The following is a 26887-nucleotide window of genomic DNA, read 5'->3' on the forward strand; positions in this document are numbered from 1 at the left end:
TATGTGTCACAAATAAGGGGAATTTCTGGATGTTTCCACAAGAATAGCTTCGGAAGAAAAGGATGAAAAAGCGACCTATGTTCCCGCTGGCTGCAACTAAGGGAACTCTTGTATTCATATCTGTTTTTTTGTTGCTGAGCCCTGCTTCAGGTTCAGCGATCTCAACTCCAAACAGATCAAATAGCTATTTTTACGGAAACGCAAACACCGTAGAAGTTCTTCTGCTGGAATCCCTCGAAACTCCGGCTTTGCTTTTCACCCTGGAATCTTCATCTCCTTTAACAGGAAGTAAAGAAGGAAAAAATAACCACCTTGAGATAATGAGCCCCTTCTTAATCCTGGTTGCAGGCATCCTTGCCGGTTTTAATCCCTGCCTGCTTGCAGTAATGGCTTTCCTGGCTTCTGTCACCCTTGCCCAGCAGGGAGGAAGAAAAGAGATGCTAAAAATTACCCTGGGCTTTTCTGCAGGAATTTTCACTATGTATATGTTTGCAGGGATAAGCATTTTGAGTACTGTCAGTTTCCTGCCTGAAGTCCGGAGTCATTTTACGGCAATTACAATCCTGCTGACTACCTTACTGGGTCTCTGGCACATTTATGATGCCTACTGGCTGAGAACACATGCAAAATCGACCTTCAGGACTCCGAAATCCCTGAAGGACTTTATGAGCAGGATGGGGGAAAAAAACCTCCTGCTTCTGTCCTTCCTTGCAGGAAGCATGTTCTCCCTGGTCAAAGCCCCCTGCGTTGGAGCAATCTACCTCTCAATCCTGAGTATGCTGACAATAAAAACAGATATAGCAAGAGGAATAGCATACATGGGAATATACAACCTTGGACTTCTGCTGCCTGTAATGTGCCTTGGCCTTTTGCTGGCCTTCGGACTCAGCCCGAAAAAAGTCACGGAGTTCAGAGAAAAAAGAAGAGTGGAGATAAGACTGATAACAGGACTGATTCTTATTATCCTTGCCCTGTTGATGCAGCTCAGGATACTCTGAGTAGCCAGAAGAATATCTGAAAATAAGATTCTAACTAAAATCAGATTCTAACTAAAATCAGATTCTAACTAAAATCAGATTCCAGCTAAAATCAGATTCTGGCCTAAACAACAAATCCTGCATGAAACAGGGTTCTGGCTAAAACATATACTGAAAATAAATACAGGTAAGATAAGGAATCAGAAAGTGGATTCCTCATCCGGCTCTTCTGTTGAGGCCTCTTCTAAAGACTGACGACGCTTTTCTTCAATCAGCTCCAGAAGCTTGCTCATTACCTCTTCTATTCCTTCTTCGGTAATTGTGGATATGTTCAGCTCAACCTCATCTATTTTTCTGAACTCGGGCCTGTCAGCTTTGTTGGCAACCACAAGCATAGGAAGGTTAAAGTTTTCCCGAATTTCAGCAAGCAGGCGTTTCTGGTCTTCAATCTCATATCCGCAGCTCTCGCTTGGGTCAATAATGAACATTACAACTGCATCCAGGAAGTGGATTGCGGTAATTGCCTGCCGTTCAATATTGTTTCTCTCAGCCATAGGGCGGTCAAGGAGGCCCGGGGTGTCCATAACCTGATAACGGACTCCATCCCGTGTGAAGTGACCTATGGTTACTCCTTTTGTTGTGAAGGGATACGGAGCAATTTCAGGGGTTGCACCGGTAATCTTTGTAACAAAACTTGACTTCCCTACATTGGGATAGCCAGCGATTACAATCGTTGGCTCGTCCTGGACATCAGGGAGTTTTCGGAGAATGTTTCTGGCTTCATTCAGGAAGAGAAGGTCCTTATTGATAGACTTGACAATGGATGCAATCCTTCCGAAGGCTTCTTTTCGGACAGGCTCGGGAAGATCGGCATCCCGGATTTTTCCGACATAGCTTCTTGCAACTTCATGGATCTTCCGGCTTGCCCAGTCCACGGATGCCAGAGACATCTTGAGTTTCTCGACGCCTACAAGAACGTCGGTCAGTTCATAATAGAATGTGGGCAACTGTTCAAAACTTGGAAAACGCCTGACTATATTTGCAAGGTTATCAGTGAAAATATTTGCAGCCGTCAGTACCATGGACTCATTGGCTCTGAGCCGGCTGTCCCTCCCCTCAATAGTTTTCCCGGACATAGCTCTTGCTGCCCGTTTAAAAGCTTTATTAGTTAACTCCTCTGAAGTAGGAACTGTGTGAATTTTCTCAAAGATCATAATATTCTAACCCTCTGGGGGCTCTTTTAATTTATATAAAGGTTTTTCTGAGTGAAGAAGTTTAACAGAACAATCTAAAGTCCGTAAGCAAAAGTTTCGCAAAAGTTCCTTAGCGGGTTTTCTTTGCTTTTCTTATCCGGATTATCTGAACAGCTTCAGTCCAAGCGTTTTCTGCCCAAAACTTACAATACCGGAATGATTGCCCGGAAACATCATAAAGTTCTGGTCTTAAAATACCGCAACATACGAAATATTAATATAAGTTTGAAGTATTCTGACCTACTTCTCTTAAGATCGATTTGGAGCGGTATTTAATAACTGTAAAATTACTGTTTAATTTATTGTTGTCTATTACATGATCAATAACCAAATTACAATTATGGTTCTATCAAGAGTATTAATTACAAATTATTATAATAACTTATCAGGAGTTTTAATTACAAATTATTATAATAACTTAAATACAGACATGAAATAAGCTGTATTTCTAAGCAGAACCGGACTTTATTTATATTTGTAATTATAATTTGTATAAGGAATTTATAATCATTAATTATGGCAAATTAGGTGATGCACTATTCTTGATGTATAGATATTCTTGATGTATAGATATTCTTGATGTATAGATATTCTTGATGTATAGATATTCTTGATGTATAGATATTCTTGATGTATAGATATTCTTGATGTATAGATATTATACATCATCCTGATACATGGTATATGAAATTGATGGTGGTAGTATGGAACTCACTCCGATTCAAAAAGACATTATAATTACATTAATTAACCTTCAGCGGCAAAAAGATCGGGCAATTAAAGGGGAAGAAATTGCCGAAGTTATCCAAAGAAACCCTGGGACAGTCCGCAACCAGATGCAATTATTAAAGGCTCTTGGACTGGTCGAGGGTGTCCCCGGGCCAAAGGGAGGGTATAAACCAACCGGGGCAGCATATGATTCTTTACGCATCCAGCAATTGAAAAACGAATCCGTTGTTCCGCTCTACAGGAATAATGTAATCGTTAATGGGGCAACAGCTGCAGAAATCAGCTTTACGACCGTCCGGAATCCCGATGCATGTAACGGGGTAATCAGGGTAATAGGAAATATCAAGGACTTTGTAATGGACGATAAGCTTCAGGTAGGCCCAACACCTGTAAACCGTCTCATAGTCCGTGGAGAAGTTACAGGAAGGGACGACACCAATAACGCAATCCTTTTTAACATTACAGAAATGATCTCCCTGCCTAAAAAACATGTCAAACATTATATGAAGTATCCTCCGCTGCTTGTGAATTTCAATGCCAGTATTCAGGAAGCAACAAGGCTTTTTATCCGGAATAATGTGCACGGAACTCCTGTGGAAGACAAAGGAAAAATCGTAGGGATAATTACTTACACTGATATCGCACATGCCATTGCACAGGGAAAACCCAATGTAAAGGTTAAGGACATAATGACAAAAGAGCTGATAACTGTTGATGGAGACATGCAGCTCTATGATGTGGTAAAACTCTTCCATAAATATAACGTGGGAAGGCTTATTGTAACAATCAACGGAGTTCCAAAAGGAACCCTGTCAAAAACCGATGTTTTGAACGAACTTGCAGTGTATTGAAACTGCAATATATTAAGGGCACGCCAGACCGGAGGACAGAAGTCCCGGGTCTTCAAACCCCCTCACCCTCTTTTAATATATCTTCTTAGCCTCTTCGATTCTTATTTTACTTCTATATTTGCTTCTATATTTGCTTCTATATTTGCTTCTATATTTGCTTCTATATTTTGCTTCTATCTGTCTTTCCGCAGATGTCTTCAAAAAAATAACATTATTCTTGCTATCGTTTTTGGAGAATTAGTCTAAAATTTGCAGTTATTATCTCAACTGAAGCTTAGGAAAATGGCTGCTAAAAGTTTTCAATGAAGGCAAAAAGCCGCAAATTTAGGAAAATATCAAAAACATACGTTTGGATAAACATGGAGTTTTCCCGAAAAAACGATAGCAGAAGAAATTGTGAAAATTGAACGGACATCTGCGGAAAGCCAGTTCTATTCCCCTTTTATCGTTTTTTAAATCTCTTTATTCAGTCTCTTTTCATATTTTCGTGCCTGGAACTTAGCTCCTCTGCGATTTCATCAAGAGTAACGTTGTTTGCTGCAAGCATTACTAATAGATGGAAAATAAGGTCCGAGCTCTCTGAGACAATTTCTTTATGGTCTTCGTTCCTGACTGCAAGTATAGTTTCAACAGATTCCTCCCCCACTTTCTCAAGGATTTTATTCATACCTTTGCGGTGGTTTAAAAGTTTGCAGACATATGAATTTTCGTCATAATTCTCTTTGCGATCCAGAATGATTTCATACACCCTATTTAAAATGGATAAGTCAGCCTCAGGCATTCTAACACCTTGTTCAAGATAAATAATTAGTTATGGAAAAACTCAAAAGAAGTAAAGCAGGAGGGTTTTTCAAACCTTCCTGGGGTCGGTAATTTCTCCTGTGAGAGCGGATGCTCCTGCTGTTGCAGGGGAAGAAAGGTACACAAATGAATCTGCACTTCCTTCTCTGCCTTTGAAGTTGCGGTTGGAGGTCGCAAGGCCAACTTCTCCCGGACCGAGAAGGCCGAAAGAGCCGCCCATGCATGGTCCACAGCAGGGAGATTCTACTATTGCACCGGCGTTCATGAGTTTTTCAATATATCCGGCTTTTAACAGTTTCATGTATTCTGTCCTTGAAGCGGGCACAACAAGGAGGCGCACATCTTTTGCAACCGGTTCGTCACCCATGATATCCGCCATGAGCTTGATGTCTTCGAACCTGCCGTTGGTGCAGGAGCCCATAAAGATCTGGTCAATTTTCGTGCCTTCTACTTCAGTTACCGGCTTTACGTTATCAACATTGTGAGGGCAGGCTACCTGGGGTTCAAGGTCAGAGACATCATAATGCCTGACCTCCAGGTATTTAGCACCTTCATCAGACTTCCAGTACGGGTCAAGTTTGTAGCCCGGAATACGCTCTTTCAGGTATGCTTCGGTGACCTCATCGGCTTCAATGATTCCTGCTTTTCCTCCCATCTCGATTGCCATGTTGGACATGGTCATGCGCTCAGGGACGGAGAGGGAGCGAATTGTCGAACCTGCATACTCGGCTGCCATATACCTGGCACCTTCTACCCCGACATCCCCGATAAGATGCAGGATAAGGTCTTTGGAGTAAACGTGCTTCGGCAGTTTACCTTCGATTTCAAACCGGAAGGTCTCAGGAACCCTGAACCAGAGTTTGCCTGTAGCAAAAACGGCTGCCATGTCAGTGGATCCTATCCCGGTAGAAAATGCCCCTAAAGACCCGTATGCACAGGTATGAGAGTCAGAACCTACAATCAGGTCTCCTGGCAATACATGCCCTTTTTCGGGCAGGACCTGATGGCAGACTCCTTCATATACATCGTAATTTAAAATGCCCTGCTCTTTCGCAAACTTCCTGAGCATGATATGGTTTTGTGCTGCATTAATTGAGTCTGCAGGGACCTGGTGATCAAAAATGATTACAATTTTGCTGGGGTCCCAGACTTTTTTATTTTCCTTGTCTCTCATGATTTCGTAAAAGCCCTGGACGGCCAACGGGCCTGTGATGTCGTGGGTCATTGCCAGGTTTATTTTTGCCAGTACGAAATCTCCTGCTTTCACTGGAGTTCCGGAGGCCTTCGAAAAGATCTTCTCCGAAACGGTCATCGGGCGATTGTCACTACCAGACATTCCGGTCATGGGAATTACTGGCGCTTTCTAATAAATAAATCTAATTGATGATTCAGAACAGAAATGAAATTCAGGGCAGGAAGGGCAGAATTTTTCCGCCCTAGTTGCGCCGCCCGATGAAGGGCCACCAGACAAGCTGGCGGAGGCACTTATATTTAGTGTGAATTAAAAATCGGTGTCCAACATTAGGAAAGTATTCTCTCAGGTCAGGGGATATTTTTTCAGTATAGTCTCTCTTTTAATTGCGGTATTGGTTTTCCAATTTTGTTTTATCTGGCTGACAGGCCGGCCCAGTTCCATGTAGCGCGGGGGGAGGAAATGATAAATCTCCTCCTGGATTCCGGAATAGATCAAACAATTAATCAGGGACCAAGGGGGTATTCTGAAATCCCGTACCTCAATCGATGATTTTTGAAATTCCTCTGCTGTCGTGGACTATATATGTACACATGTCTTTTTCCAGATTATTTCTTGCAATATCCGGACCTTCACTCCCTTTTTCAAAATCCTCGTATTTTTCGTACATGGCAAGAGTATCCTCAAGTTCCGAGATATATCTGGAAAGCAGGGTATCTGCAAGTTTTCGGCTCTCTTCCGCAGAAATGTGATCCCCAAGTCCTTCACATTCGCAGGTGTACAGTTTAAGCCCTTCAATGTAAAAAGGATAAGTACTGCAGAGCATCGGGCGCACAGGATAAATCCTGCACCTGTTTGTGTCATTTTCTAGGAACACGCAGTCTCCACTTCTTTTCCGCCTGAGCATCCAGCCATAGGTATGTATATTGCCCTCTGAATCGACATCATCCTTCAGGAGATCAAATATCTCAGGGAATTCCGGAGAGGATCCTCCATTTGCTTCTAAAGCTCTGGAATAACCTCCTTTATCCCTGTCTTCTTCCTTGTCTCCGGTTTTCTCAGGCTGGCAGGCTTCAGGGATAAGAGGTCCTGCAACCTCAAGTTTTGAAAGCCCTGTATACTCCCGGATTTTCTCAATTTCCTGAGGAGTCAAAACTACACGGTTGTCCCCAAAAGCCCGTCTGCAGCATTTCCCGCAGTGCTGGCAGGAAAAACCTGTGTTTTCGATTTCGGCTGCAAGCTTTTCAGGGTCAAGTCTGCGAGCTAATTCTATTTCTTTTTTGAGGGCGGCAATAAGAATGATCTGATACTTTGTTTTTTCGGATTTTTGTTTACTGCCTGAACCTGGAATTTTCATATACAGGTTCCTGTCCTGCAGGTACATCAAACTAACGCAGGCGGCGATTGGCTGCAAAAAGATATAGTATAGAAAGAGTAGACATATCAAAAAAGATCTTCAGGTTCAGCACCCATCTGGGGACCAAATTTCTCAAGATAGTTTATTTACAAGAATTGATAGAGGTAAAACTGCAAGCTTCCATAAGATTTTTGCTTTTTCTTCTCTGTGATCTCGAATATATCCGGATAAAGTGCAACCTATCAATAGGATTTATTTTTTATTGTTCGGCATCTTGGACTTATAATTATGATTTTATGGTTATTAAATGTTATTATTATTTAAAGAAATAAAATTTAATATTAAATAATTTAATTAATATTCGTGATATTTTTTACAATTTGAAATCCAGCTGGAGTAACAGGCCAGATATAAAAATTCCAAAGTCAAACATGTTTAACAACAGACTTTTATATCCTTAACTCCGACGAACTTGGGCATAGGTATTGAATATTGGCCTCATATTCCAAATCAGAAGGTATATTGCACTTCTTTTTTTTAACATAATGTATTCCCTATTAGAGGATGTAAAAAACAAACCAAAGTTTTTATGTTAGAGGCGATTGATAGTGGAAATATACAGATCGGAATTACTTATTCCCTATAGGTGGCGGAGTTAAGGATATATATTCGATGTAGGTGCACCGGGAGATCCTCTGAACGTAGAGCCTCTTTATAGATTACCACAATAATTTGAATATAAGTAACGTGAAGGGTCATTTGGAAAGGTTAATATATTTGAAATATTGTGAAGAATATGTATATTTGTATTAAAAATTAGGCATAAACTTGAGATATGTTATGAGTATTAATGCTTGATGGATATATGTCAAAAATGAATCTTATCAGAGGCAGGAATCTGTTTGATCCCCCCATCTGCCATAAAATAGTTGCATGAGGTATTTTTTACTAAAGAATGGTGAAAATGTATTTATTCTGATTTTTTTGGCAACGGCCTTGATTCCTGTTACTCCTCTAGCAGGAACTGATTGTATACAGAACTCAGGAATTTTGTCTCTAACCCCGTACAGGAGGAAAATTTACGACCAGAAAACTAATTTTGATATTGTTAACACTGATTCTGAGCAGCGGAGTCTGCCTTGCGGATAATTACGTAGGCGGAATCCCCCTCACCTCTGTCCAGAGCGGAACCGTAGACGGTGGTGTCTATGTTGACAGCTACTACGGAACAGCGGATCAGGGAATTAACGATGCAAAAACAATAGATCAGACATTTACCCTTCCGGATAATGCCGAAGTCGAATGGGCAATGCTGCTCACTACCGTATATTGTGGTCACATGCAAAATAATTACTTGGGGACCGCAAACGTTAGCTTCAACGGTATGACCCTTGGAAACGAAACCCTGAATATTCCTTTTTACTTCATTGTCAACGGAGGCAATGAGGGAGAAGCATACGTCCAGGTAAATGACCATGTAAACAGGGTAACCAGTGATTATATGATGTATTATGATGTCACGAACCTTGTAGAAGCCGGGGAAAACACCGCTGTAGTAAGCACGGCACCTCTCGATAGTTCCTTTGACGGGCGGATAAAGCTGATAACCCTTGTCGTGGCTTACAATGACGGCAGCGGGAACGAGATCTGGTACCAGGTCAACCGCGGACATGACACGGATACTTATTATGTAGAAGATTATCAAGGTGAAACTTACGTTGGAAGCACAGATTTTGAGGCAGCTTTGCCGGAAGGTTCTTCCCTGGCTGATGCAGAACTCACTGTTGTGCACATGGCAAGCACAGATGGAGCATACACTTTTAATGGTAATGATATCACCTCAGGCACGCCGCAGGGAACTTACTGCGGGTTCAATACATGGGACGTTAAAGACGATTTGGAATCCACCGGCAAAAACACCTTGACCTATAACCGGAATGCTGGATTCTACAAGTGTGCCCTTGGCATTCTGACGGCCGAATACACAACATCATCTTCTGATGACACTTCTGATGACACCAGTGACGATACCTCTGATGACACTTCTGATGACACCAGTGATGATACCTCTGATGACACTTCTGACGATACCTCTGATGACACCAGTGACGACACCTCTGACCTGGCTATACAGACGGTAAAAGTCTCGCACAATGGTTTAGCCAAAGCCTGGGACAAACTGAACAACACCGTAAGCGTTACTGTAATAAACAACGGTCCGGAGGATGCAGGCAGTTTTGCTCTCGAACTTTATTCTGATGACGCCCTTGTCGAAAGCAAGCAAGTTACCGGACTTGCAAATGGGGCTACCGAAATGGTTGAGTTTTCCTGGAAGCCGGAAGAAATAAAGGATTATACCCTCAAGGCAGTTGTCGTCCCAAGTTCTACCATAAGCGATACGGATGCGACAAATAATGAACTGAGTAAAGCCCAGACGGTGCTACATAACGGTTACGTTGGGGATAATCCTCTTGAAACTTATGCTCACGGCACGGTTAAAGGAAACATTATTTATGATTATGGAAACAGCAGTTACAGCAATAAGGTATTTTCCGGAGATACATACGCTGTAAGCCACTCCCTGGAGCTTCCAGAAGGAGCAACTGTGAAATCTGCCCGGCTCTATAACTTCTGGACATGGAGTGCAACAGGTACTACTGGAGTTATTCCTTCCATGAGACTGCAGTTTGGAGATAGCCATCTAACCCCTGAAGCCGAATACGACGATCAGAAAGGCTGGGGATCACAGTATGACTACCCAACAGGGACCTGGGCTTATGACGTAACAGGGCTTGTGAACGGAAGCGGAACTTATACTACAGTGGTCACAAATACACATAGTGATGCCGGAAACTTTGTCTGTGTTGACGGAATCGCCCTGCTTGTGGTGTATGAAGACTCCTCTGGGAAGGAAATTGAATACTGGATCAACGAAGGCTGCGACATGGTAAGTACCATGAGTACTTCGGGTGGCCTGACTCCAGAGGAAGCTACCGCAGAAATTCCGTTTGAAGGATCCATAAATCTGAACAATGTAGAAGAGGCCCGTCTCTGGACTACAGTCCAGTCTGGAGGGCATGATGGGATATCTCTGGAATTCAATGAAATGAACATTTCTGGGGTTTATGACTCGACTCCCTACTCTGATCTGGATATCGATGAAGCAAGGTCTGTCAGAGACAATCTCCTGGCGAAAAACAACAGGGTTAGAATAGTACCTCCCTTAGTTACGGATAACAGTGGCGATTATCTGGCTCCCTCAAATGCAATCCTTGTTGTCAGTTATAAAGATGGAGCATCTGTCACCCCTGCCCTTTCTCTCTCCGCAAGCCCCATCAGCCTGACTGTAGGCGAGGAGACTGAGGTTACGTATACCGTAACAAGTGATAACTCCCCTGTTGAAGGAGCACTTGTTAACCTGAGCGGCTGTGCGACAGGTTCGGGAACGACCTATGCAAACGGGACTGTTGTGCTTGCGGTAAATGCAAGCTGCGAAGGAGCCATTAACGCAGAGGCCAGCAAAGACGGCTATGTCGGTGCAGAGCTTACCCAGCAGGCGATAGAAGCCTCCTCTTCGGAGTCCAATTCATCTTCAACGGTATCGCTTAAAGTGAATATCATTCCTGCAGTTTCCCTGACGATCTCTCCGAATTCACTCGATTTCGGAACGGTCTCCCTGGGAACGCCGAGTGAGTCCTTGCCCCTGACTCTCCAGAACAACGGAGATACCAGTATAAAGGTTACTGCTGAAGTGAATGACCAGGAGAACGGTCCTTTCGAAACGGGACTTCTGCTTGATCAGAGCATCTGGTCCATCTACAGTAAGGTCATAGCTGCAGAAAGTTCGGAAACCTCCGAAGCTCAGCTTGACCTTCCGGCAAACTATCCGTCTACAGGGGAATTCGATGGAAGCCTTATTTTTTGGGCAGAAGCAGCCTGATAAGGCTGTTTCTCTATATGTATTTGATTAGAGAAACAGTGAAATTCAGAAAAGAATTCAAATCCCGGCCGAAAAAAGCTTTATTCCTTTTTATTATTTTTTTGGGTCTGCCATGTAAGTATGAAGAATATTGGGCAGAGTATCAGAACATAATAAGCAGAGTACATAACTTTTTCTGACCTTACTTTCGCGCCTGAAGCCCTCCTTATACCGGAAATAAGAAATAAATCAGCGGCAATAGCTTTAGTTTGCCTGAAGCATATATGGGAAACTTTGGAAAATGAAGCAAATATGACAGGTAATTTCCATGCCGTGTCCGGAAGGAACAGGGCTTCTTAAGAAAGATTGGAGCACAAAAATTGTGAGGAATAATCATTTTTAAGGAAATGTTTGCTTATTTCTGGCCTTGTTAGATGGTTCTCCTTAGAATCCAAAAGAGTCTCATTGAATTCAACCTGTCTTTCCGCAGATGTCTTCAAAAAAATAACATTTTTCTTGCTATCGTTTTTGGAGAATTAGTCTAAAATTTGCAGTTATTATCTCAATTGAAGCTTAGGAAAATGGCTGCTAAAAGTTTTCAATGAAGGCAAAAAGCCGCAAATTTAGGAAAATATCAAAAACATACGTTTGGATAAACATGGAGTTTTTCCGAAAAAACGATAGCAGAAAAAATTGTGAAAATTGAACGGACATCTGAGGAAAGCCAGTTCAACGGATATTCGCGATTAATTTTTGAAGAGTAACCCCCCTGGATTAAGGATTGGTAGCGATTTGATTGTTAAATATTATTACTTTATTTAAAAATATTAATAATTTTTAAATAAGTATTTAAGTAATTAGCTTAACAAATAGCCAGACTGATCACTAAATACGGAGTATTCAGGTTTTTTTCAAATTTTTTGCAGCAATCTGGTTAAAAAAGGAATATTGATTTAATAAAATGTGGTTATTTTCCCGGGCTGAAAAGTTCCCAAAAAAGATACGTATTGAACCAACTAGCTCATTTTAAGGCTTTGAACATTATGAAATTGCCAGTTAATTTCCAGAATAAAATAATTGTGCATACATTAAAGAAGCTTTTAGAAAGATTAATATATTTGAAAATTTGTTAATAAAATGGTTATTAGTATTAATAAATAGATGTAAATTGGGAAGAAGTTATGGAGAAAATAATTCTGGAGATAGTCTGCAAAAGATAATCCTATCAGAAAAGGGAATAATCCAACGTTACCAGGCTTAAAAATTAACTATGAGCGTTTTTCCAACTCACAATAGCAACAATTTGATTTTTTTTATCTGAAACCTATTGGATTTATGTTACTTCCTTGGCAGGAGCTGTTGTGTACATAGCTCTGGGATTCTTTCTCCAAGACTTACAGGAGGAAAATTTACGAACAGGAAACTAATTTTGATATTGTTAACACTGATTCTGAGCAGTGGGATCTGTCTTGCCCTGCTTACAGGCACTGTAGCTGCAGATGACTGGGTAGGAGGTCTCCCGTTAACCACCGTCCAGACAGGAACAGTGACCGGAGACCTGTATATCTCCGGGAACCCGCCGTCCTCGTCATTCGTTACAACTGTGGACAGGACATTTACACTCCCGGAAGCTGCCGTGGCAGAGTCAGGCAGAGTCAAGTGGGCCCGGCTATATGTCTCAAGCTACTGCGGGCATATGCAGGATGCAAAATATATCACCTACACTACCAAGGCCGACTGGAACAACGACGGAACCTGGGACAACACCTGGACCGAGACTGACGAGGGGCAGCCATTCATTTACCTGCAGGGTGGGGACTATGGCGATGGCGGAAACGACAACAGCGAGTTTGCCGGGCACAGCACCGGGGAACCCTATCTGATGCTCAACGACCACACCAACCGTGTGACGAGTGACTACCTGAGCTGGTACGATGTGACGAACCTGATCCAGGAGGGTGAGGACACCATAAAGGTTAAAGTGGACGCCACGGGTTCCTACGACGGCCGGATCAAGATAGTCGAGCTAGTTGTAGCATACGACGACGACTCCTCCACAACGCAGACCACTTACTGGGTGAATGAGGGACACGACGCCTGCTCATATTATACGGAGGATAACCTGGATGAAGTTGCCACTGGAACCACCACGTTTGACACTACCGGGCTTTCCGACATAACCTCGGCTACACTCATCGCAGACTACATGGCGAGTAACAATGGGTACTACGGTTTCCCGACAGCAGAGAATGATTTCGTTGCATCAGAAAAAACCGGATCGTTTACAAACATAGGGCTCAACCGGGACAACCCTGAAGCGCAGGGCGACTACTCAGGGATTGATTCATGGGATGTGACCTCGTCAGTCTCCAGCAGCAGCGATGTTACGTTCGCCTATGCCAGGTACCTGCCGGCTACAGGCCTCGGACAATTCTACAAGATTCCCCTCGCATTCCTCGTGGTAAAAAAACCGCTTCAATCAACCCCGGCGCCGACTGCCGAGTTCACCGCAAATCCTACCATAGGAGAAACGCCGTTGAACGTGTCGTTTACTGACCTGAGCACCGGGGCTCCCACTTCCTGGACCTGGAATTTCGGAGATGGAAGCACTTCTAATGAGCAGAATCCAATATATGCCTATAGTGCGGCCGGAACTTATGACGTTAACCTCACGGTTAGCAATGCTGGAGGAAGCGATTCTGAGGTAAAGACAAACTACATAACTGCAACAGTAGCACCAACAAATGACCTTACCATCTCAGGACTCGTCAACACCGTTCCGGCTTCGGCGGTCTTTGCCAGGGAAGCAAATACTGTGAAAGTAATGAATGTCAAAAACACCGGAACTGCCACCCTTACCAACATTTCACTGTCCGTGTATGCAAGCGACGTATCCAGTGGGACAGTTCCCGTGAACACGACAACCATCGCATCGCTGGTGGGTGGAAAGACAACCACTGTAACCCTGATCGACCCCACTATCCGCAACCTTGAAGGCGGCACCGTGACCTACACCGCAGTTGTTGACCCGGATAACCTTATCTCTGAAACTGACGAGACCAACAACAAAAAAATCAGTGCGGCCAAAGTGCTCAGATACAACGGGTATAAGGGTAAAGGTATCTACTGGGAAGGCGGAAGCAACATCACTACCAAACATACCTATGATCTCCAGGGTAATCTTCTGTATTCCACGCAGCCTGATTCTGCTTACAAAGCTGTCGGATGGACTGACAGGACGGAAACCTGGACTGCCGAGGACCTTCCGATCCCCATCGACTCCACAATAGAACAGGCATTCCTTTATTTCGCATACAACTGGGACCAAACGCCTGGCGGATATCCGTGGTTGAATCTTAATTTCAACGGGAACACAATTGATAACGGAAACCTCTCAACCGGAAGCGGAACCCTCTACAGGGACTGGAGTAATTTTGGCGGGTATGCTGATTATGAATATGGGCTCTGTGTCTACGATGTAACAGACAAGTTTAGCTCTGCCGGAAACAGCCTTGTAACTACTTCTGTTGGTAGCAACGTAAATGCATTGTATCCCAGCACGCTTGTCGTGATCTACCGGAACCCTAACGAAACCCGGAAGCAGATCTTCATTAATGAAGAATGCGACGAGCTGGGTTTATCTGCGTCCAGTTACGGTACCACTCTCGAAGAAGCTACAGCATATTCTCCTTTCACCGGCATGTCTATTGACGTGAACCAGGTTACAAACGCTATGTTGTACAGCTTCGCAGGAAGTGCAGGGCCCGATGAAGGAAACCTGCTGTTCAACGGAAACACCGTGGCAACTCAAGCATGGCAGGGAAGTTCCAGATCAGGAAGCCCACTGGTCTTTAATGCTACGAACTACATCAGCGAAACCGGAAACGAGGCAGGCATCCAGGGCACGACTAGTGGAGGCATGGACGCGCTCCAGCAGATCCTTGTTGTTGAATATCCTGAAGCAGCGCCGGTGGCTGATTTCTCTGCAAATGTGACCAACGGGGATGCTCCGCTTGAAGTCAAATTCACTGATGCATCAACTGGAACTATCGCATCCTATTCATGGGACTTCAACAACGACGGTTCTATTGACAGTTATGAGCAGAATCCTTCACATACATACGCTTCAGCCGGTACCTATACCGTGAATCTCACAGTAACTGGACCTGGAGGCAGTGATTCCGAGGTGAAAACCGGATATATCACGGTTAGTGAACCTCTCCCTGAGGCTCCCGTTGCGGCATTTACAGCAACGCCGACTTCTGGGGATGCACCTCTAACTGTCAACTTCACCGACCAGTCAACTGGTATTGTCTCGTCCTATGCTTGGGACTTTGATAACGACGGCACTCTCGACAGTTACGAACAAAGCCCATCGCATACCTACGAAACTGCGGGTACCTACAATGTGAACTTCACGGTAGCCGGGCCAGGAGGCAGTGATTCGGAGGTGAAGGAAGGATATATTTTAGTCAGTGAACCGCTTCCTGCCGCCCCTGTAGCTAACTTTACGGCAAATGTGACCAGCGGCAATGCTCCCCTGGATGTCCAGTTCACCGATGCTTCAAATGGTATCGTTTCATCCTATGCCTGGGACTTTGACAATGACGGCAATGTAGATAGCACTGAACAGAACCCCTCATTTACCTACACGACTGCAGGGACTTATTCAGTCAACCTTACGGTCACGAATGCAGGTGGAAGTGATTTCGAGGTTAAAGACGGATATATCATCGTAAGTGAACCTTTCCCAGTACCACCCGTTGCAGCTTTCACAGCAACCCCAACTTCTGGGAATGCCCCTCTTACGGTCAACTTCACTGACCAATCTACTGAGTCCCCGACCTCATGGGCTTGGGACTTTGATAACGACGGCAGTGTAGATAGCACTGAACAGAATCCCTCATATATCTATGAGACCGTCGGTACTTACTCAGTAAACCTTACGGTCGCTAACGCAGGTGGAAGCGACAGCGAAGTCAAAACAGATTACATCGTTGTCACTGGTGGGAGTATCTCCCTTCCATGGCATGATTCCTGTGACTCGGTCGAGGGGTGGACGCTCACCAACTGCGGGTTGATCAGCACCACGGTCTACGAAGGAGAGCACAGCATCGGCTGCACCCCTGCCTCGAAGGCCGCCTCCGCCGAGCGGACGATCCACATTCCTGCCGGAGCAAAGACACTGCGGTTCAACGCCGCTGCGGTGACAAACTCTTATGCGTATAACGAATGGGTGAAGGTGTACATCGATGGAGCTGAGCAATGCTCAATTCCCATCACCACTGGCGGGGCGGCGGACTGGAACCGGTATGCTATCGACCTCTCCGGCATTGCTCCAGGTGAGCATACCTTCAAGGTTCTAGCATACTGGAATACAGCCGGCTGGGACAACATTGGCTTCTACATCGACAACATCTGGATAATTGCAGACGAGGAGGTCCTGAGTGTCATAAACGTCACTCCGTCCGAGGCCGAGTTATCGGTCGGAGAAAACACAACCTTCTCTGCCGATGCGTACACCCAATACTGCGAACACCTGACAGATACCACCTTTACATGGTCTTCTTCCAATGAGACAGTCGGTACCATTAATTCTGTTACAGGTATCTTTTCCGCGCTTTCTGGAGGGATTACAGATGTGAAAGCAACTGCAGAAGGCGTCTCAGGCAGTGCCCAGGTGACCGTCAACAGCAGCAGTTCCGGCGGAGACAAAACGCCTGTTGCAAACTTCACGGCTGATGTCACATCCGGCAACGCTCCTCTCACAGTCAAGTTCACCGACAATTCGACAAACTCTCCTACCTCCTGGGCCTGGGACTTCGAGAACGACGGTACTGTTGACAGCATGGAACCGAACCCCTCATATACATACTCTTCAGCCGGCACCTATACTGTGAATCTCACGGTCACCGGACCAGAGGGAAGTGATTCTGAAGTAAAAGATGGCTATATTGTAGTCAGTGAACCTCTCCCAGCAGCACCTGTTGCAGGCTTTACGGCAACACCTACTTCTGGCGATGCCCCCCTCACTGTCAACTTTACCGATCAGTCCACAGGTACACCGACTGAATGGTTCTGGGACTTCGGGGACGGTACCAGTGCTAATGAGCAGGATGCCTCACACACGTACACGTCAGCTGGCACCTATACCGTCAACCTTACAGTCACGAATGCAGGCGGAAGCAACAGCATCCAGCTCGTCGATTGGATTACGGTGACCGAATCACCGACTCCGGCAGAACAGCCGGATGTCATTGTTTCAGCAATCACACTGAATGCCAACGAAGTCTTTGCAAATGAGGCAAACAACATCTCGGCAAAGGTAGAGAATAGAGGCACAGGTTCTGCCGAATCCTTTACGGTCATGTTTACTGTGAATGGTATTGACACGAATGTCACTGTTGATGGCCTTGAAGCGGGAGCAAATGCCACGTTCACGATAACCGACCCAACGATCAGGGCTTTTGGAGACAGTGTGACAATCACAGTCTCTGCAGATCCAGGGAATGAAATCGCCGAGTCCAGCGAGACTAACAACCAGATGAATATCACAAAGACCGTGGTTTATAACGGGTACAAGGGCAAGCGGTATACCGATGGAAATGACCTGAACACACAGGCTGCTTTTGAAGGAAAGTACGAACTTGTTTACTCAGCCGGAAATACGGAATATGCCGCAGCAAACTGGGCCGCAAAAACCTATGCATGGTCATCAACAGACCTCCCGATCCCTGCAGGAGCAACGGTCGAAAGTGCCAGGCTTTACCAGTCGTACACCTGGAACAAGATGGCAAATGACCCGGCATTTACGATGTCGTTCAACAACAACATCATAACGCCGATTGCTACCTATAAGGACAGGAAGGGTTATGGTACCTTCGATTACCCTTGCGGGCTCTATGTCTACAATGTAACGTCATTGTTTGACCCCGCAGGAAACAGCATTACCGTCACCCCGGAGACCGGAAACAACTATGGAATCTACGGGGCGTATCTGGTTGTCGTCTACAATGATCCGAATGCTACTGAGAAAAAGATCTGGATCAATGATGAGTTCGATCTCCTCACATCCAAAAATTCTTATGCCGTCAATAACGAGGAGGCTACGGCTTATGCAACCTTCAGTGACATAAATACGGAAGGAATTTCAAAAGCCACATCAATAGCCACCCTTTCCAGTGGAAGCGACGATGGTAAGAGTAAATTCTTTTTCAACGACAATGAGTTCACAGGTTTCTGGATGGATTACCAGCCAACGCCTCAGATCGGTTTCTCCTCCTATAACGTGACCGAAGCCATTCAGAACGGAACGGATACTGCCAGGATACAGAGCTACGATACGGGCACCGGTGGAGATGTCATGTCTGCTATGAATGCCATTCTGGTGGTTGAATATGTCGGGACCCAAAATGAAACAGAAATTCCTGTTGCTGCATTTAATGCGACACCTACTTCAGGGGATTCCCCGCTTATCGTCAACTTCACCGATCAGTCTACAGGTACACCTACTTCGTGGGCCTGGGACTTCGAGAACGATGGAACCATTGACAGTACGGAACAGAATCATACCCATATCTACCAAACCACCGGTACATATACGGTCAACCTTACGGTTGCCAATGAAGCCGGAAGCAACAGTACTGTAAAAACAGACTATATTATCGTTTCAGAATCTTCCACGCCGATACAACAGGAACCAGTTGCCGCGTTCACAGCAGACGTGACGGGTGGTACTGCTCCTCTCATGGTCAACTTCACTGACCAGTCTACGAACTCACCTACATCGTGGCTCTGGGACTTCGGGGACGGTACAACCTCTAACGATCAGACTGTTTCTCACACGTATACATCAGCTGGAACCTATACTGTCAACCTGACGGTAGCAAACTCGGTCGGGAGCGACAGCGAAGCCAGAACTGATTACATCGTTGTCTCAACCCAGGAAATTCCTGATACAACAAAACCTGTGATTGAGTCGGTAGTTATGTTCCCTGCAAATACAACCGCAGGTTCCACTATTAATTTCAGTGTAAATGCAACTGATGATGTGGAAGTTACTGAAGTAACAGCAGGAGAGATCCAGCTCACAAAAACAGAAGGCATCTGGCAGGGCAGCATAACTGCTCCTTCGTCACTCGGGGATTATTCCCTGCAGATCACTGCAAAGGATGCTGCCGGAAACATAGCAGAAACTTCGGTACCCTATCGTGTAGTTCAGCTTTCCGGTGGGGCTAATATTGCTGTTTCGCCAAGAGCCAGCAGTGTTGCAGCAGGAAACACAGTTTCTCTTTCTATCAAGGTGAAAAACACCCAGAACATCGATGACACCTTTAAAGTCCGCATCAGTGTCAGTGAACTTCCTGCCTTCTATCAGGCAGACCTTTCCTGGTTTAACTGGACTGAAAAGGTTGTAAGTCTAAAAGCAGGAGAGGAAATCCGGGTCCCGGTGGAAGTAACTGTTCCGGGTGAGACTGCAGCCGGACGTAAGCTTTTCAGGGCAAACGTGAAATCGGAAACGTCTGAGATCAGTGGGTTTGATACCGGGTACCTGGTAATATCCTGAAATGTGTGGTTAAGTGCAAAGAAATGTTTGTTCCCGTGAGATTATTCATGGGAATTTTTTGATTTTTTATTTATTTGTATTTAAGAGTCTGAAAATATATCAAAACTTCAGGAACAGGTTTTCCTGAATTGCCTGTCATTTGAATAATTTACAATTCGTGACAAAATATGAGTTTAAGTTTATCGCCAGCAGCTTTTTTCGAGTTGGATTAACGGTAGCTCTTTCGAGTTGGCTTAATGATGGCTCGAATTATTGCTGATTAGTGAAAATCGTTTGAGGTGAAATTAGTGGTAAAAATAGGTGTTTTATTTGGTTTGTTAGGTTTGCTGCTTCTGGCTAATACCTGTTCAGCTGCCGGACTTACATTATCAGTAGTTGCAGAAAATGGTACAATCTCGGTGCAGCCTGGGCAATCAATAAGCTATATAGCAACTGTGAGTGATGATGAACTTATTGAACCTGAAGATGTTCAATTTTCAATAAACAGGACAAATCAAGAGCCTAATTGGAATCCAGACTGGAATTACAAATTTAATCCCTCAAAAGTTAGACTTGAGAGCCAGACAGAATCCAAATCTTCAATCTTAACGTTTGATGTTCCTGAGGGTACAACTCCAGGAGTTTATTACCATACGATTCAAATTAATGCATCTAGCGACTTTGAACAATCAGTGGGAATAAAAGGTAGAATCACGGTAAATGTGATTAACACCAATGTCAACAATATCCCTGAATTCCCCTCAATTGCATTGCCTGCGGTTGCAGTCCTTGGTCTGGTAGCTATCATTGGACGTAAAAAAGAATAAGCATGTCTGAAGCTTTGAAAAAATAGAGTGTACAATCCTGTGATTTATAATTCTGATCGGGGAGATTCATTTTTGCTCCCCTGTTTATTTCTGGCTATGGGTGAAGTAAAATTACTTTATTAGTATTCGGTTAAGATATTATCTGTAAGAAATATGTTGATTTCATTGCTGTTTCTTTAAACCCATAATGTAAGTGAAGAATGCGTCCCCCCGTTTTTTCATAATTTGGAGCCGGTCCTCTGTTTACTATTTTTAGAAATTGATTCACCAGGTCAGATAAACTGATCCGAAAAATCGAAGATTGCCAACGGTTTTCCAGACGACATGTCAGGAAATATTCCAAAAAAGATTTAATTGAGCAGAGGTACAGAATTTTTCTTGCTCTATCCTTGCACCTGATATTCTCCACCTGCCTGCACTTACAGGTGAAGAATATCCAGTGTTGCAAGTTTACTTCATTGATTTAGGAGGCGTTTTCCTTTATTGTGTCTGTTCGTATAGACATATGAATATACAACAATCTTATATTTAACACTTTTCTTTACGATGATAATATTAAATATTATTATAAAAGACATTTGTATTACTTGGAGGGAGGTTAGGGCAATTCACTTTTGTTCTTCATAGTACATTCATCCTAACGAATCATCAAAGTTATCCCCCTTGATTTCGTGACATTGTCATGCGAGTTTCACACACAAACATTGCTATTCATGTATGTCACCAGTAGGATTACCTCAAAAGGCAGAGGTAGCACAGTGGCGTAATTCATAGCATAGATTCTTGTCACTCCTGGGGAAAGTAGGTTTTAACTGAAGATGTTATACTGAAGACGTTATACTGAAGATGTTATACTGAAGATGTTATATTGAAGGATGTTTTCAACAGAGATGCTTCGGGATTCCAGTCAAACCCTATTTTTATTACCCATCAGTGATATATAAGAACCTTCATACCAAACAACTTTTTTATTTTAGATAGCAAGTGAAAAAAACATATATAGTAATACGTATCATAACTAAAGTAGAATTATTCAAATGAATTTGAAATTACCTGGTGGGTGATATAATGGAAACAGAACTTATGAGGATAGGGGTTTCTCTTCCCGATACTCTTCTTGATAAATTTGACGGGATTATTGAAAACAGAGGTTATTCTTCCCGCTCGGAAGGCATAAGAGATGCCATTAGGAGTTATATTTCCTATTATGAGTTGATGAATGACATTAAAGGCCATCGTGTCGGAACAGTCGCGGTTATTTATGATCACACAAAACGCGGGCTTTCAAATGCCATAACTGATATTCAGCATCACTATTCTCACCTGATAAAGTCCTCCGTGCATATTTATCTTGATCCTGGCGACTGTTTTGAAGTAGTCGTTCTGGACGGGAGTGGCGAAGAAATTGCAGAGCTTGCTGAAGCTATGATGGCTCTCAAAGGGGTAAAGTTCTCAAAGCTCACAACTATAGAATCGAACGAAAATATCTGACCTTTTCATATAAGACGCAAACCAATGCTTCGGAGCCTTAAAGAAATCAAACCTGATAAGCAGGTGAAATTCACTCCTATTTATTTTCCAGTGAGGTTGAGGTTTGCGTTTTCATTTAGTTAAAACATTTAACTAATGATTTTGAATAACTCTAATTTTTTAATAATTAAGTCTTAATAGATGACAATTTTTTCAAATAAAATAACATTAATTAGAAAAATTGATATACAAATAATATATAAAGTATGACAAAAATCAAAATTTGTGAGAACTTGTGTCCGGTTTGAATATCCTGAAAACGATTCCGCAAATATTTCTAAAAACCCGTGACCTGTGTCGTTAAAATTGGAAGAAGCTCAAAATAACCGAAATTGAAAGGGGACTGGAGTAATATGTTGTCAAAGGTCAGGAAATTGATCAGATTTTCCCTGTTCGTTACAGGGGTATCGCTTCTTATTATGTACATTTCTCCATGCATGGCAACTTACAATTTTGAAGGTACCCCTGAACAGGACGAGCTGGTTGAAGTCATATCAGGCACGGTAAAAGGCGGGCTGTACATTGACGGAGGTGACGGTCTTAAAAAAACTCCTTACGTTAAGGAATTCAATGTCCCGGGAGATTCCGTAACATGGGCAAAGGTATATGTAGGGGTATGGGGGGGGACAGAAGCGAAAAAAGGAACTCTGGATCTTACGGTTGGCGGGAAAAAGTTTGAAAGTCTTGATCTGGAAGGCAAAGCGGATAAGGGGGACGATGAGGATCAGAATCCTGCGACATATTGTTCAGGGCATGGGGTATACTGGGTTGCCTATGACGTAGGCACAAACCTGAGTACCGGGCCCGTAACAGTAGAAGCCAGAACGGAAGGGGACATTGATGGTAGGGTCTACGGCATAGTCCTTGCTGCAGTATATGAAGATAAAGAAGGGCAGAATACAAAGTACTGGGTTGAAGAAGGAAACATAAACCTTCACGGCAAAGGGTGGAGTGAAGGCCTGGAGTCAACACATGATGAAGCATATGCGGACTTCTCTGGAAAGGTTGATGTGGATAAGTACAAGACTGCAAACCTTGCTGTAGTGTACCTCTGCGGCAGTCCGGGGCTTGAAGATTCCCTCTACTTTAACGACGAGCAGCTCTCGGACGGGGAGAATAAGAACGACATAGCAAATTCAAAAAGTTATTTTGATTTAAAATTCTTTGATGTAATGGACTTTCTTGCAGAAGATGACAATGAGCTCAAGTTTCAAAGAGACGATGAAGATTATGTGCATCCGGTGCTGGCTGGTCTGAGTCTGGGAACTGGAGAAGAAGGAGATTCTGACCTTATAGTCTCCGGGATTACCCTACCAGTTCTCTATGCAGGGCAAGACAATACTATAAAAGCAGACATCAAAAACATAGGAAAAGACTCTGCATATGGTTTTCAGGCAGCACTTTATGCTGATGAGGAAATTGTATCCACGGCTCCAGTATCTTCTCTTTCGGATGGTAAAAGTAAAACAATTGAGTTCAACTGGAATCCTGCCAGTGACGGAGAGAAATCCCTGAAAGTATATGTTGATTACACGAACAAGAAAAAAGAACTTTGTGAAATAAACAACTGGAACACCCCTTTTCTAGCTAAGATTGTAGATCTAACCCCTCCTGAGCTTGAAATTGAAAACCCGGAAGATGGAGGCCTTGTAGACGCTGGATACCTCACAGTCAGCGGAACGGTTAAAGACACAAACCGGAACCTCACAGTAGATGTTAACGGTCAGAAAGCCCTGCTTTCAGGCGAGAGCTGGAGCGCAAACGTACCTGTGGTTTCCGGCTCCAATAAAATAGTTGTTTGTGCGGTAGACGGGAAAAACAACACCGGAAGGGAACTCATCCTCGTAGAGGGAAAAGCTTCATCCCTTTCAGACTTCAAGCAATACTCAGGGTCTGATAATGAAACAGAACCCGTTTTCAAACCATCCCCGGGGTCTGATAATGAAACAGAACCAATCAACCAGGCAATTCTAACTTCTCAGAATGGAGAGAAGGAAATACAGACCGTACAGACAGGTTTCTCTGAAGTTTACGGAGAGATAGGGTTTATTTCTGCAGTTTTATTCATAAGGTTTCGAAACAGGGGGAAACGGTCATGAGCAGAAAGCTGAGCAAAAAGCTGAGCAAAAAGCTGAGCAAAAAGCTGAGCAGAAAAAATCGTTTCTGTGCAATTGTAGCTCTTTTCATTGCATTGTTTCTGCTCGCAGGCCTTACGCCTGCATCGGCAAATGAAGACGACTGGGACAACCTGGCCGTTACCCTCGGACTTGAAAACTCCATAGTCTCCAAAGATGGGTACGCCCTGGAAGCACTGAAATTTGACGGTTATGGCATGGTCTGGGTTCAGGTCATGAAAAACGGCACAGTCCTTGGGGATGCGGTTCTGGAAAATAACAGTTCAAGCTGGTGCTATATGGACAGCAGGAATATAAGGCTGAAGGCACACAACGTCACTGATCAGAGAACCCTTCCGATGTTTAGCAGCCTCTATTCCCCAAAAGCAGAGGTCATTTTTGAAACAAAAAGAGATATTGAAGATAACGTGATTCTGGAGCTTGACCTCGAAGAGGACAAAGATGAATACCTCCTTAGTGATGAGATAATCGTTGACATGGAGCTTAGAAATACCGGAAAGGTAAAAGCCGAGAAAATAAAGCTTGAGTTAGACCAGGAAGGGCTCCTTATCATGGAAGGATGCCCGGAGGACGTAATGCTTGATAAAGGTTCAAAAAAGTCCTGTGAACTCCGGTTTAAGTTTCCAGAAAAGGTAAAAGAAAATTATAACATAACAGTAAAAGTAAACTGGGAAGATAGTTCTGGTGAGCACTTCCTTTCCGAAGCTGTAGAAATAGAGGTCGCCGAACCTCTGAAAATCTACAAAAACACAGGTTCAGAAGGCTTTTCAGGAAGTCCAGTGTATGTTACACTCTCCGTGAAAAATGTCCAGGACAGAGTGGTGAATGTCCGGCTGCTCGACCTGTTGCCGGCAACGTTCACGGTAATTAATACCTCTGATTCAGAGAGTAATAACCTGAGCTCGAATAGCTCGTCTTATTTAAGCTGGGGGTTTGTGCTGGCTCCGGAAGAAAAAAAGACCTTTTCTTACAGTATCATATCCGAGCAACCTGGAGCCCACCGGGTGCCGCAAGCTCATGCATACTCAAATTTATGCGGGCAGCTCTACACTGAATGTTCCGATTCCGAGAATATAATCACTATATATGAAAATATATCATACTGCCAGTACAGTAATGAAACCCTGACAGAAGTGACCCTGGCTTCAGGGGCTGACCTCTCAGCTTATCTGGATAAAAATGGATGCGCTCTGCTGGATATCCGGGTAGAAAATAGGGCACTCGATGCTTTTGTATTCATTCCAAAGGGTACAAGGCTGCTTGATAGCCAGAAAGAGCCCCTTAAAGCAATAACAATAAAAGAGGCAGACCAGCCGCTCCTGCCAGGCACCTTATACCCGGCGGGGAAATGTTATTGTAGGCTTGAGCCTGAAGGAGTGGAATTAGATCCTTTTGTCAGGCTCAGCCTGGGCTTAAATAACTCGATGAAGGGCAACTTCCCATCCATATACCGCTATGATGTGACTAAACATACATGGACTCTAATTGACAGTACTCTCAATGAAAACAGAATTTCAGCCAGGCTTACTAACTTCTCCGTGTATGCAGTTCTTGCAGAACCTCCGGCGGAAGTAAAATTGCATGTTGACCTGGTTCCTCCGTAATTTTGTCGTCCCACCCGAATTGCGCCTCGCCCGAATTGCGCCTCGGGAGTACGCGGTCCTTTTCGCTCCGCTCAAGAGGACTAAGCTACTAAATAACAGGCTTTATTTCCCGAATTGCGTCTTGGGATCACAGTAAATCGAAGATTCACTGGGAGTTGCGATGTAATCGCAACAGTACGCAGCCCTTTTCGCTGCGCTCAAGAGGGCTAATTTTTGGGAAGGATCATCAGACAAGCTGGCGGAGGAGCTTATGTTTACCTCTGAATTAAAAAGCGATTTCCGGGGTCAAGAGAATTAATTTTCATGCAAGGTGAACATTTTGCCGTAGTATTCGATTTCTTTTAGTTATGTTACATGTACAGCTATTGTTTTTTTGGCTGGTGGCAGGCCAGCCCAGACCCTGTGCGGTGCAGGGGAGATAACTGAGAGATTCCTTCTATGGATTCCGAAATAGATTAACCAATTTATCAGGGACAAAACACAATATAATAAACTGCAAATGCTTTCTCAACTGGATTTAGCAGGTTCCTTCGGGTTCGATTCCTTCCTCAGGAGGGGGGAAATATCTGTGGGAACAGATGCAACTTTCTATCAATCCCGCGCCTCAGGTTCAATCAGTAAGCTTTATATCGGAGACTCAATTTAATTATGATTTCTATGTGGCAGACACTACTCAAAAAGTTCGAAAAATACCCGGCACAGGCAAAAGTACTTAAGTTACTCTTTGAACGCGGGTTTCAGGTGAACGAGGAAGGAAAGGTAACTTCCGGAAGCATCGAGATAGCACACACCCAGCTTGCAAAGGAAGTAGGGGTTGACCGGAGGGTGGTTGACGCGACCACAAAGACCATCATTTCTGACGAACTCCTGAGCACTATATTCAAAAATGTTCATTCAATCCCTTTTCTCAGAGACGTTGCCCCTGCTCTCGGGCTCGGGGTAATTATCATCATCCCTGAAGACGCTGCTCACGTTGGCATCCTTGCAGAAGTTGCAGGCCTGATTTCAAAACACAACGTAAGCATTCGCCAGGCCGTCTCAGATGACCCATACTTTACGGACAGTCCCAGGCTCACCATCGTTACCGACCACAAGGTCCCCGGAGACCTTGTTGACGATATCCTTAGTCTGCCCTCAGTAAAAGGAGTAAGCATCTACTGAAAAAAT

Annotated in this window: 13 protein-coding genes; 9 read left to right on the top strand and 4 right to left on the bottom strand. The window is 44.0% G+C overall.

Going from position 1 to position 26887, the window contains the following annotated elements:
- Nucleotides 1–62: 62 nt before the first annotated feature.
- Nucleotides 63–998 (top strand): cytochrome c biogenesis CcdA family protein, encoded by a 936-nt coding sequence (locus EO98_RS08710; protein ID WP_235283640.1) that lies wholly within the window; start codon nucleotides 63–65, stop codon nucleotides 996–998.
- Between the two features lie 179 nt (nucleotides 999–1177).
- Here EO98_RS08710 and EO98_RS08715 read toward each other — a convergent pair whose 3' ends face one another.
- Nucleotides 1178–2191, bottom strand: coding sequence for an NOG1 family protein (locus EO98_RS08715; protein ID WP_200895022.1), 1014 nt, complete (start codon nucleotides 2189–2191; stop codon nucleotides 1178–1180).
- A 743-nt stretch (nucleotides 2192–2934) separates the two neighbouring features.
- On the opposite strand from EO98_RS08715, the gene EO98_RS08720 reads away from it, so the two are divergent.
- Nucleotides 2935–3810 carry a CBS domain-containing protein gene (locus EO98_RS08720; protein ID WP_048133733.1) on the top strand — a complete coding sequence of 292 codons (876 nt, stop codon included), beginning with the start codon at nucleotides 2935–2937 and terminating at the stop codon, nucleotides 3808–3810.
- Between the two features lie 466 nt (nucleotides 3811–4276).
- Here EO98_RS08720 and hisE read toward each other — a convergent pair whose 3' ends face one another.
- The 3 genes from hisE to EO98_RS08735 form a co-directional block, all read right to left on the bottom strand.
- On the bottom strand, nucleotides 4277–4591 hold the full coding sequence (hisE, locus tag EO98_RS08725) for a phosphoribosyl-ATP diphosphatase (protein WP_048141176.1): 315 nt from the start codon (nucleotides 4589–4591) through the stop codon (nucleotides 4277–4279).
- Nucleotides 4592–4660: 69 nt separating this feature from the next.
- Nucleotides 4661–5923 carry a 3-isopropylmalate dehydratase large subunit gene (locus tag EO98_RS08730; RefSeq protein WP_048141178.1) on the bottom strand — a complete coding sequence of 421 codons (1263 nt, stop codon included), beginning with the start codon at nucleotides 5921–5923 and terminating at the stop codon, nucleotides 4661–4663.
- Nucleotides 5924–6344: 421 nt separating this feature from the next.
- Nucleotides 6345–7187 carry a YkgJ family cysteine cluster protein gene (locus EO98_RS08735; protein ID WP_156161084.1) on the bottom strand — a complete coding sequence of 281 codons (843 nt, stop codon included), beginning with the start codon at nucleotides 7185–7187 and terminating at the stop codon, nucleotides 6345–6347.
- Nucleotides 7188–8265: 1078 nt separating this feature from the next.
- Between EO98_RS08735 and EO98_RS08740 the strand changes: the two genes are divergently transcribed.
- The 7 genes from EO98_RS08740 to EO98_RS08770 all read left to right on the top strand — a co-directional run bounded on the left by EO98_RS08740 (nucleotide 8266) and on the right by EO98_RS08770 (nucleotide 26881).
- Nucleotides 8266–11100 (top strand): DUF3344 domain-containing protein, encoded by a 2835-nt coding sequence (locus EO98_RS08740; protein WP_235283642.1) that lies wholly within the window; start codon nucleotides 8266–8268, stop codon nucleotides 11098–11100.
- 1414 nt (nucleotides 11101–12514) lie between these two features.
- Complete coding sequence (locus EO98_RS19150) at nucleotides 12515–19645, top strand: DUF3344 domain-containing protein (RefSeq protein WP_052734536.1); 7131 nt, start codon at nucleotides 12515–12517, stop codon at nucleotides 19643–19645.
- A 287-nt stretch (nucleotides 19646–19932) separates the two neighbouring features.
- Nucleotides 19933–20451 carry a PEF-CTERM sorting domain-containing protein gene (locus EO98_RS08750; protein WP_048141182.1) on the top strand — a complete coding sequence of 173 codons (519 nt, stop codon included), beginning with the start codon at nucleotides 19933–19935 and terminating at the stop codon, nucleotides 20449–20451.
- A 1068-nt stretch (nucleotides 20452–21519) separates the two neighbouring features.
- Nucleotides 21520–21942 (top strand): nickel-responsive transcriptional regulator NikR, encoded by a 423-nt coding sequence (nikR, locus tag EO98_RS08755; RefSeq protein ID WP_048141184.1) that lies wholly within the window; start codon nucleotides 21520–21522, stop codon nucleotides 21940–21942.
- Nucleotides 21943–22400: 458 nt separating this feature from the next.
- Nucleotides 22401–24080: a DUF3344 domain-containing protein gene (locus tag EO98_RS08760; protein WP_235283643.1), complete on the top strand. Its 1680-nt coding sequence runs from the start codon at nucleotides 22401–22403 to the stop codon at nucleotides 24078–24080.
- Nucleotides 24077–25720, top strand: a complete 1644-nt coding sequence (locus tag EO98_RS08765) for a hypothetical protein (RefSeq protein ID WP_235283644.1) — start codon at nucleotides 24077–24079, stop codon at nucleotides 25718–25720. Before EO98_RS08760 ends, EO98_RS08765 begins: the two co-directional genes overlap by 4 nt.
- A gap of 657 nt (nucleotides 25721–26377) precedes the next feature.
- Entirely contained in the window at nucleotides 26378–26881 is a 504-nt protein-coding gene (locus EO98_RS08770) for an amino acid-binding protein (RefSeq protein WP_048141342.1), read from the top strand.
- Nucleotides 26882–26887 lie beyond the last annotated feature (6 nt).

The organism is Methanosarcina sp. 2.H.T.1A.6 (assembly GCF_000979455.1).
Classification (GTDB): domain Archaea; phylum Halobacteriota; class Methanosarcinia; order Methanosarcinales; family Methanosarcinaceae; genus Methanosarcina.

Excerpts from the sequence above, each read along its gene's own strand:
- EO98_RS08735 (WP_156161084.1), bottom strand. The coding sequence starts at position 7,187 with ATGTACCTGCAGGACAGGAACCTGTATATGAAAATTCCAGGTTCAGGC.
- EO98_RS08770 (WP_048141342.1), top strand. The coding sequence starts at position 26,378 with ATGTGGCAGACACTACTCAAAAAGTTCGAAAAATACCCGGCACAGGCA.
- hisE (WP_048141176.1), bottom strand. The coding sequence starts at position 4,591 with ATGCCTGAGGCTGACTTATCCATTTTAAATAGGGTGTATGAAATCATT.
- EO98_RS08730 (WP_048141178.1), bottom strand. The coding sequence starts at position 5,923 with ATGACCGTTTCGGAGAAGATCTTTTCGAAGGCCTCCGGAACTCCAGTG.
- EO98_RS08765 (WP_235283644.1), top strand. The coding sequence starts at position 24,077 with ATGAGCAGAAAGCTGAGCAAAAAGCTGAGCAAAAAGCTGAGCAAAAAG.
- nikR (WP_048141184.1), top strand. The coding sequence starts at position 21,520 with ATGGAAACAGAACTTATGAGGATAGGGGTTTCTCTTCCCGATACTCTT.
- EO98_RS08715 (WP_200895022.1), bottom strand. The coding sequence starts at position 2,191 with ATGATCTTTGAGAAAATTCACACAGTTCCTACTTCAGAGGAGTTAACT.
- EO98_RS08710 (WP_235283640.1), top strand. The coding sequence starts at position 63 with ATGAAAAAGCGACCTATGTTCCCGCTGGCTGCAACTAAGGGAACTCTT.
- EO98_RS08760 (WP_235283643.1), top strand. The coding sequence starts at position 22,401 with ATGTACATTTCTCCATGCATGGCAACTTACAATTTTGAAGGTACCCCT.
- EO98_RS08720 (WP_048133733.1), top strand. The coding sequence starts at position 2,935 with ATGGAACTCACTCCGATTCAAAAAGACATTATAATTACATTAATTAAC.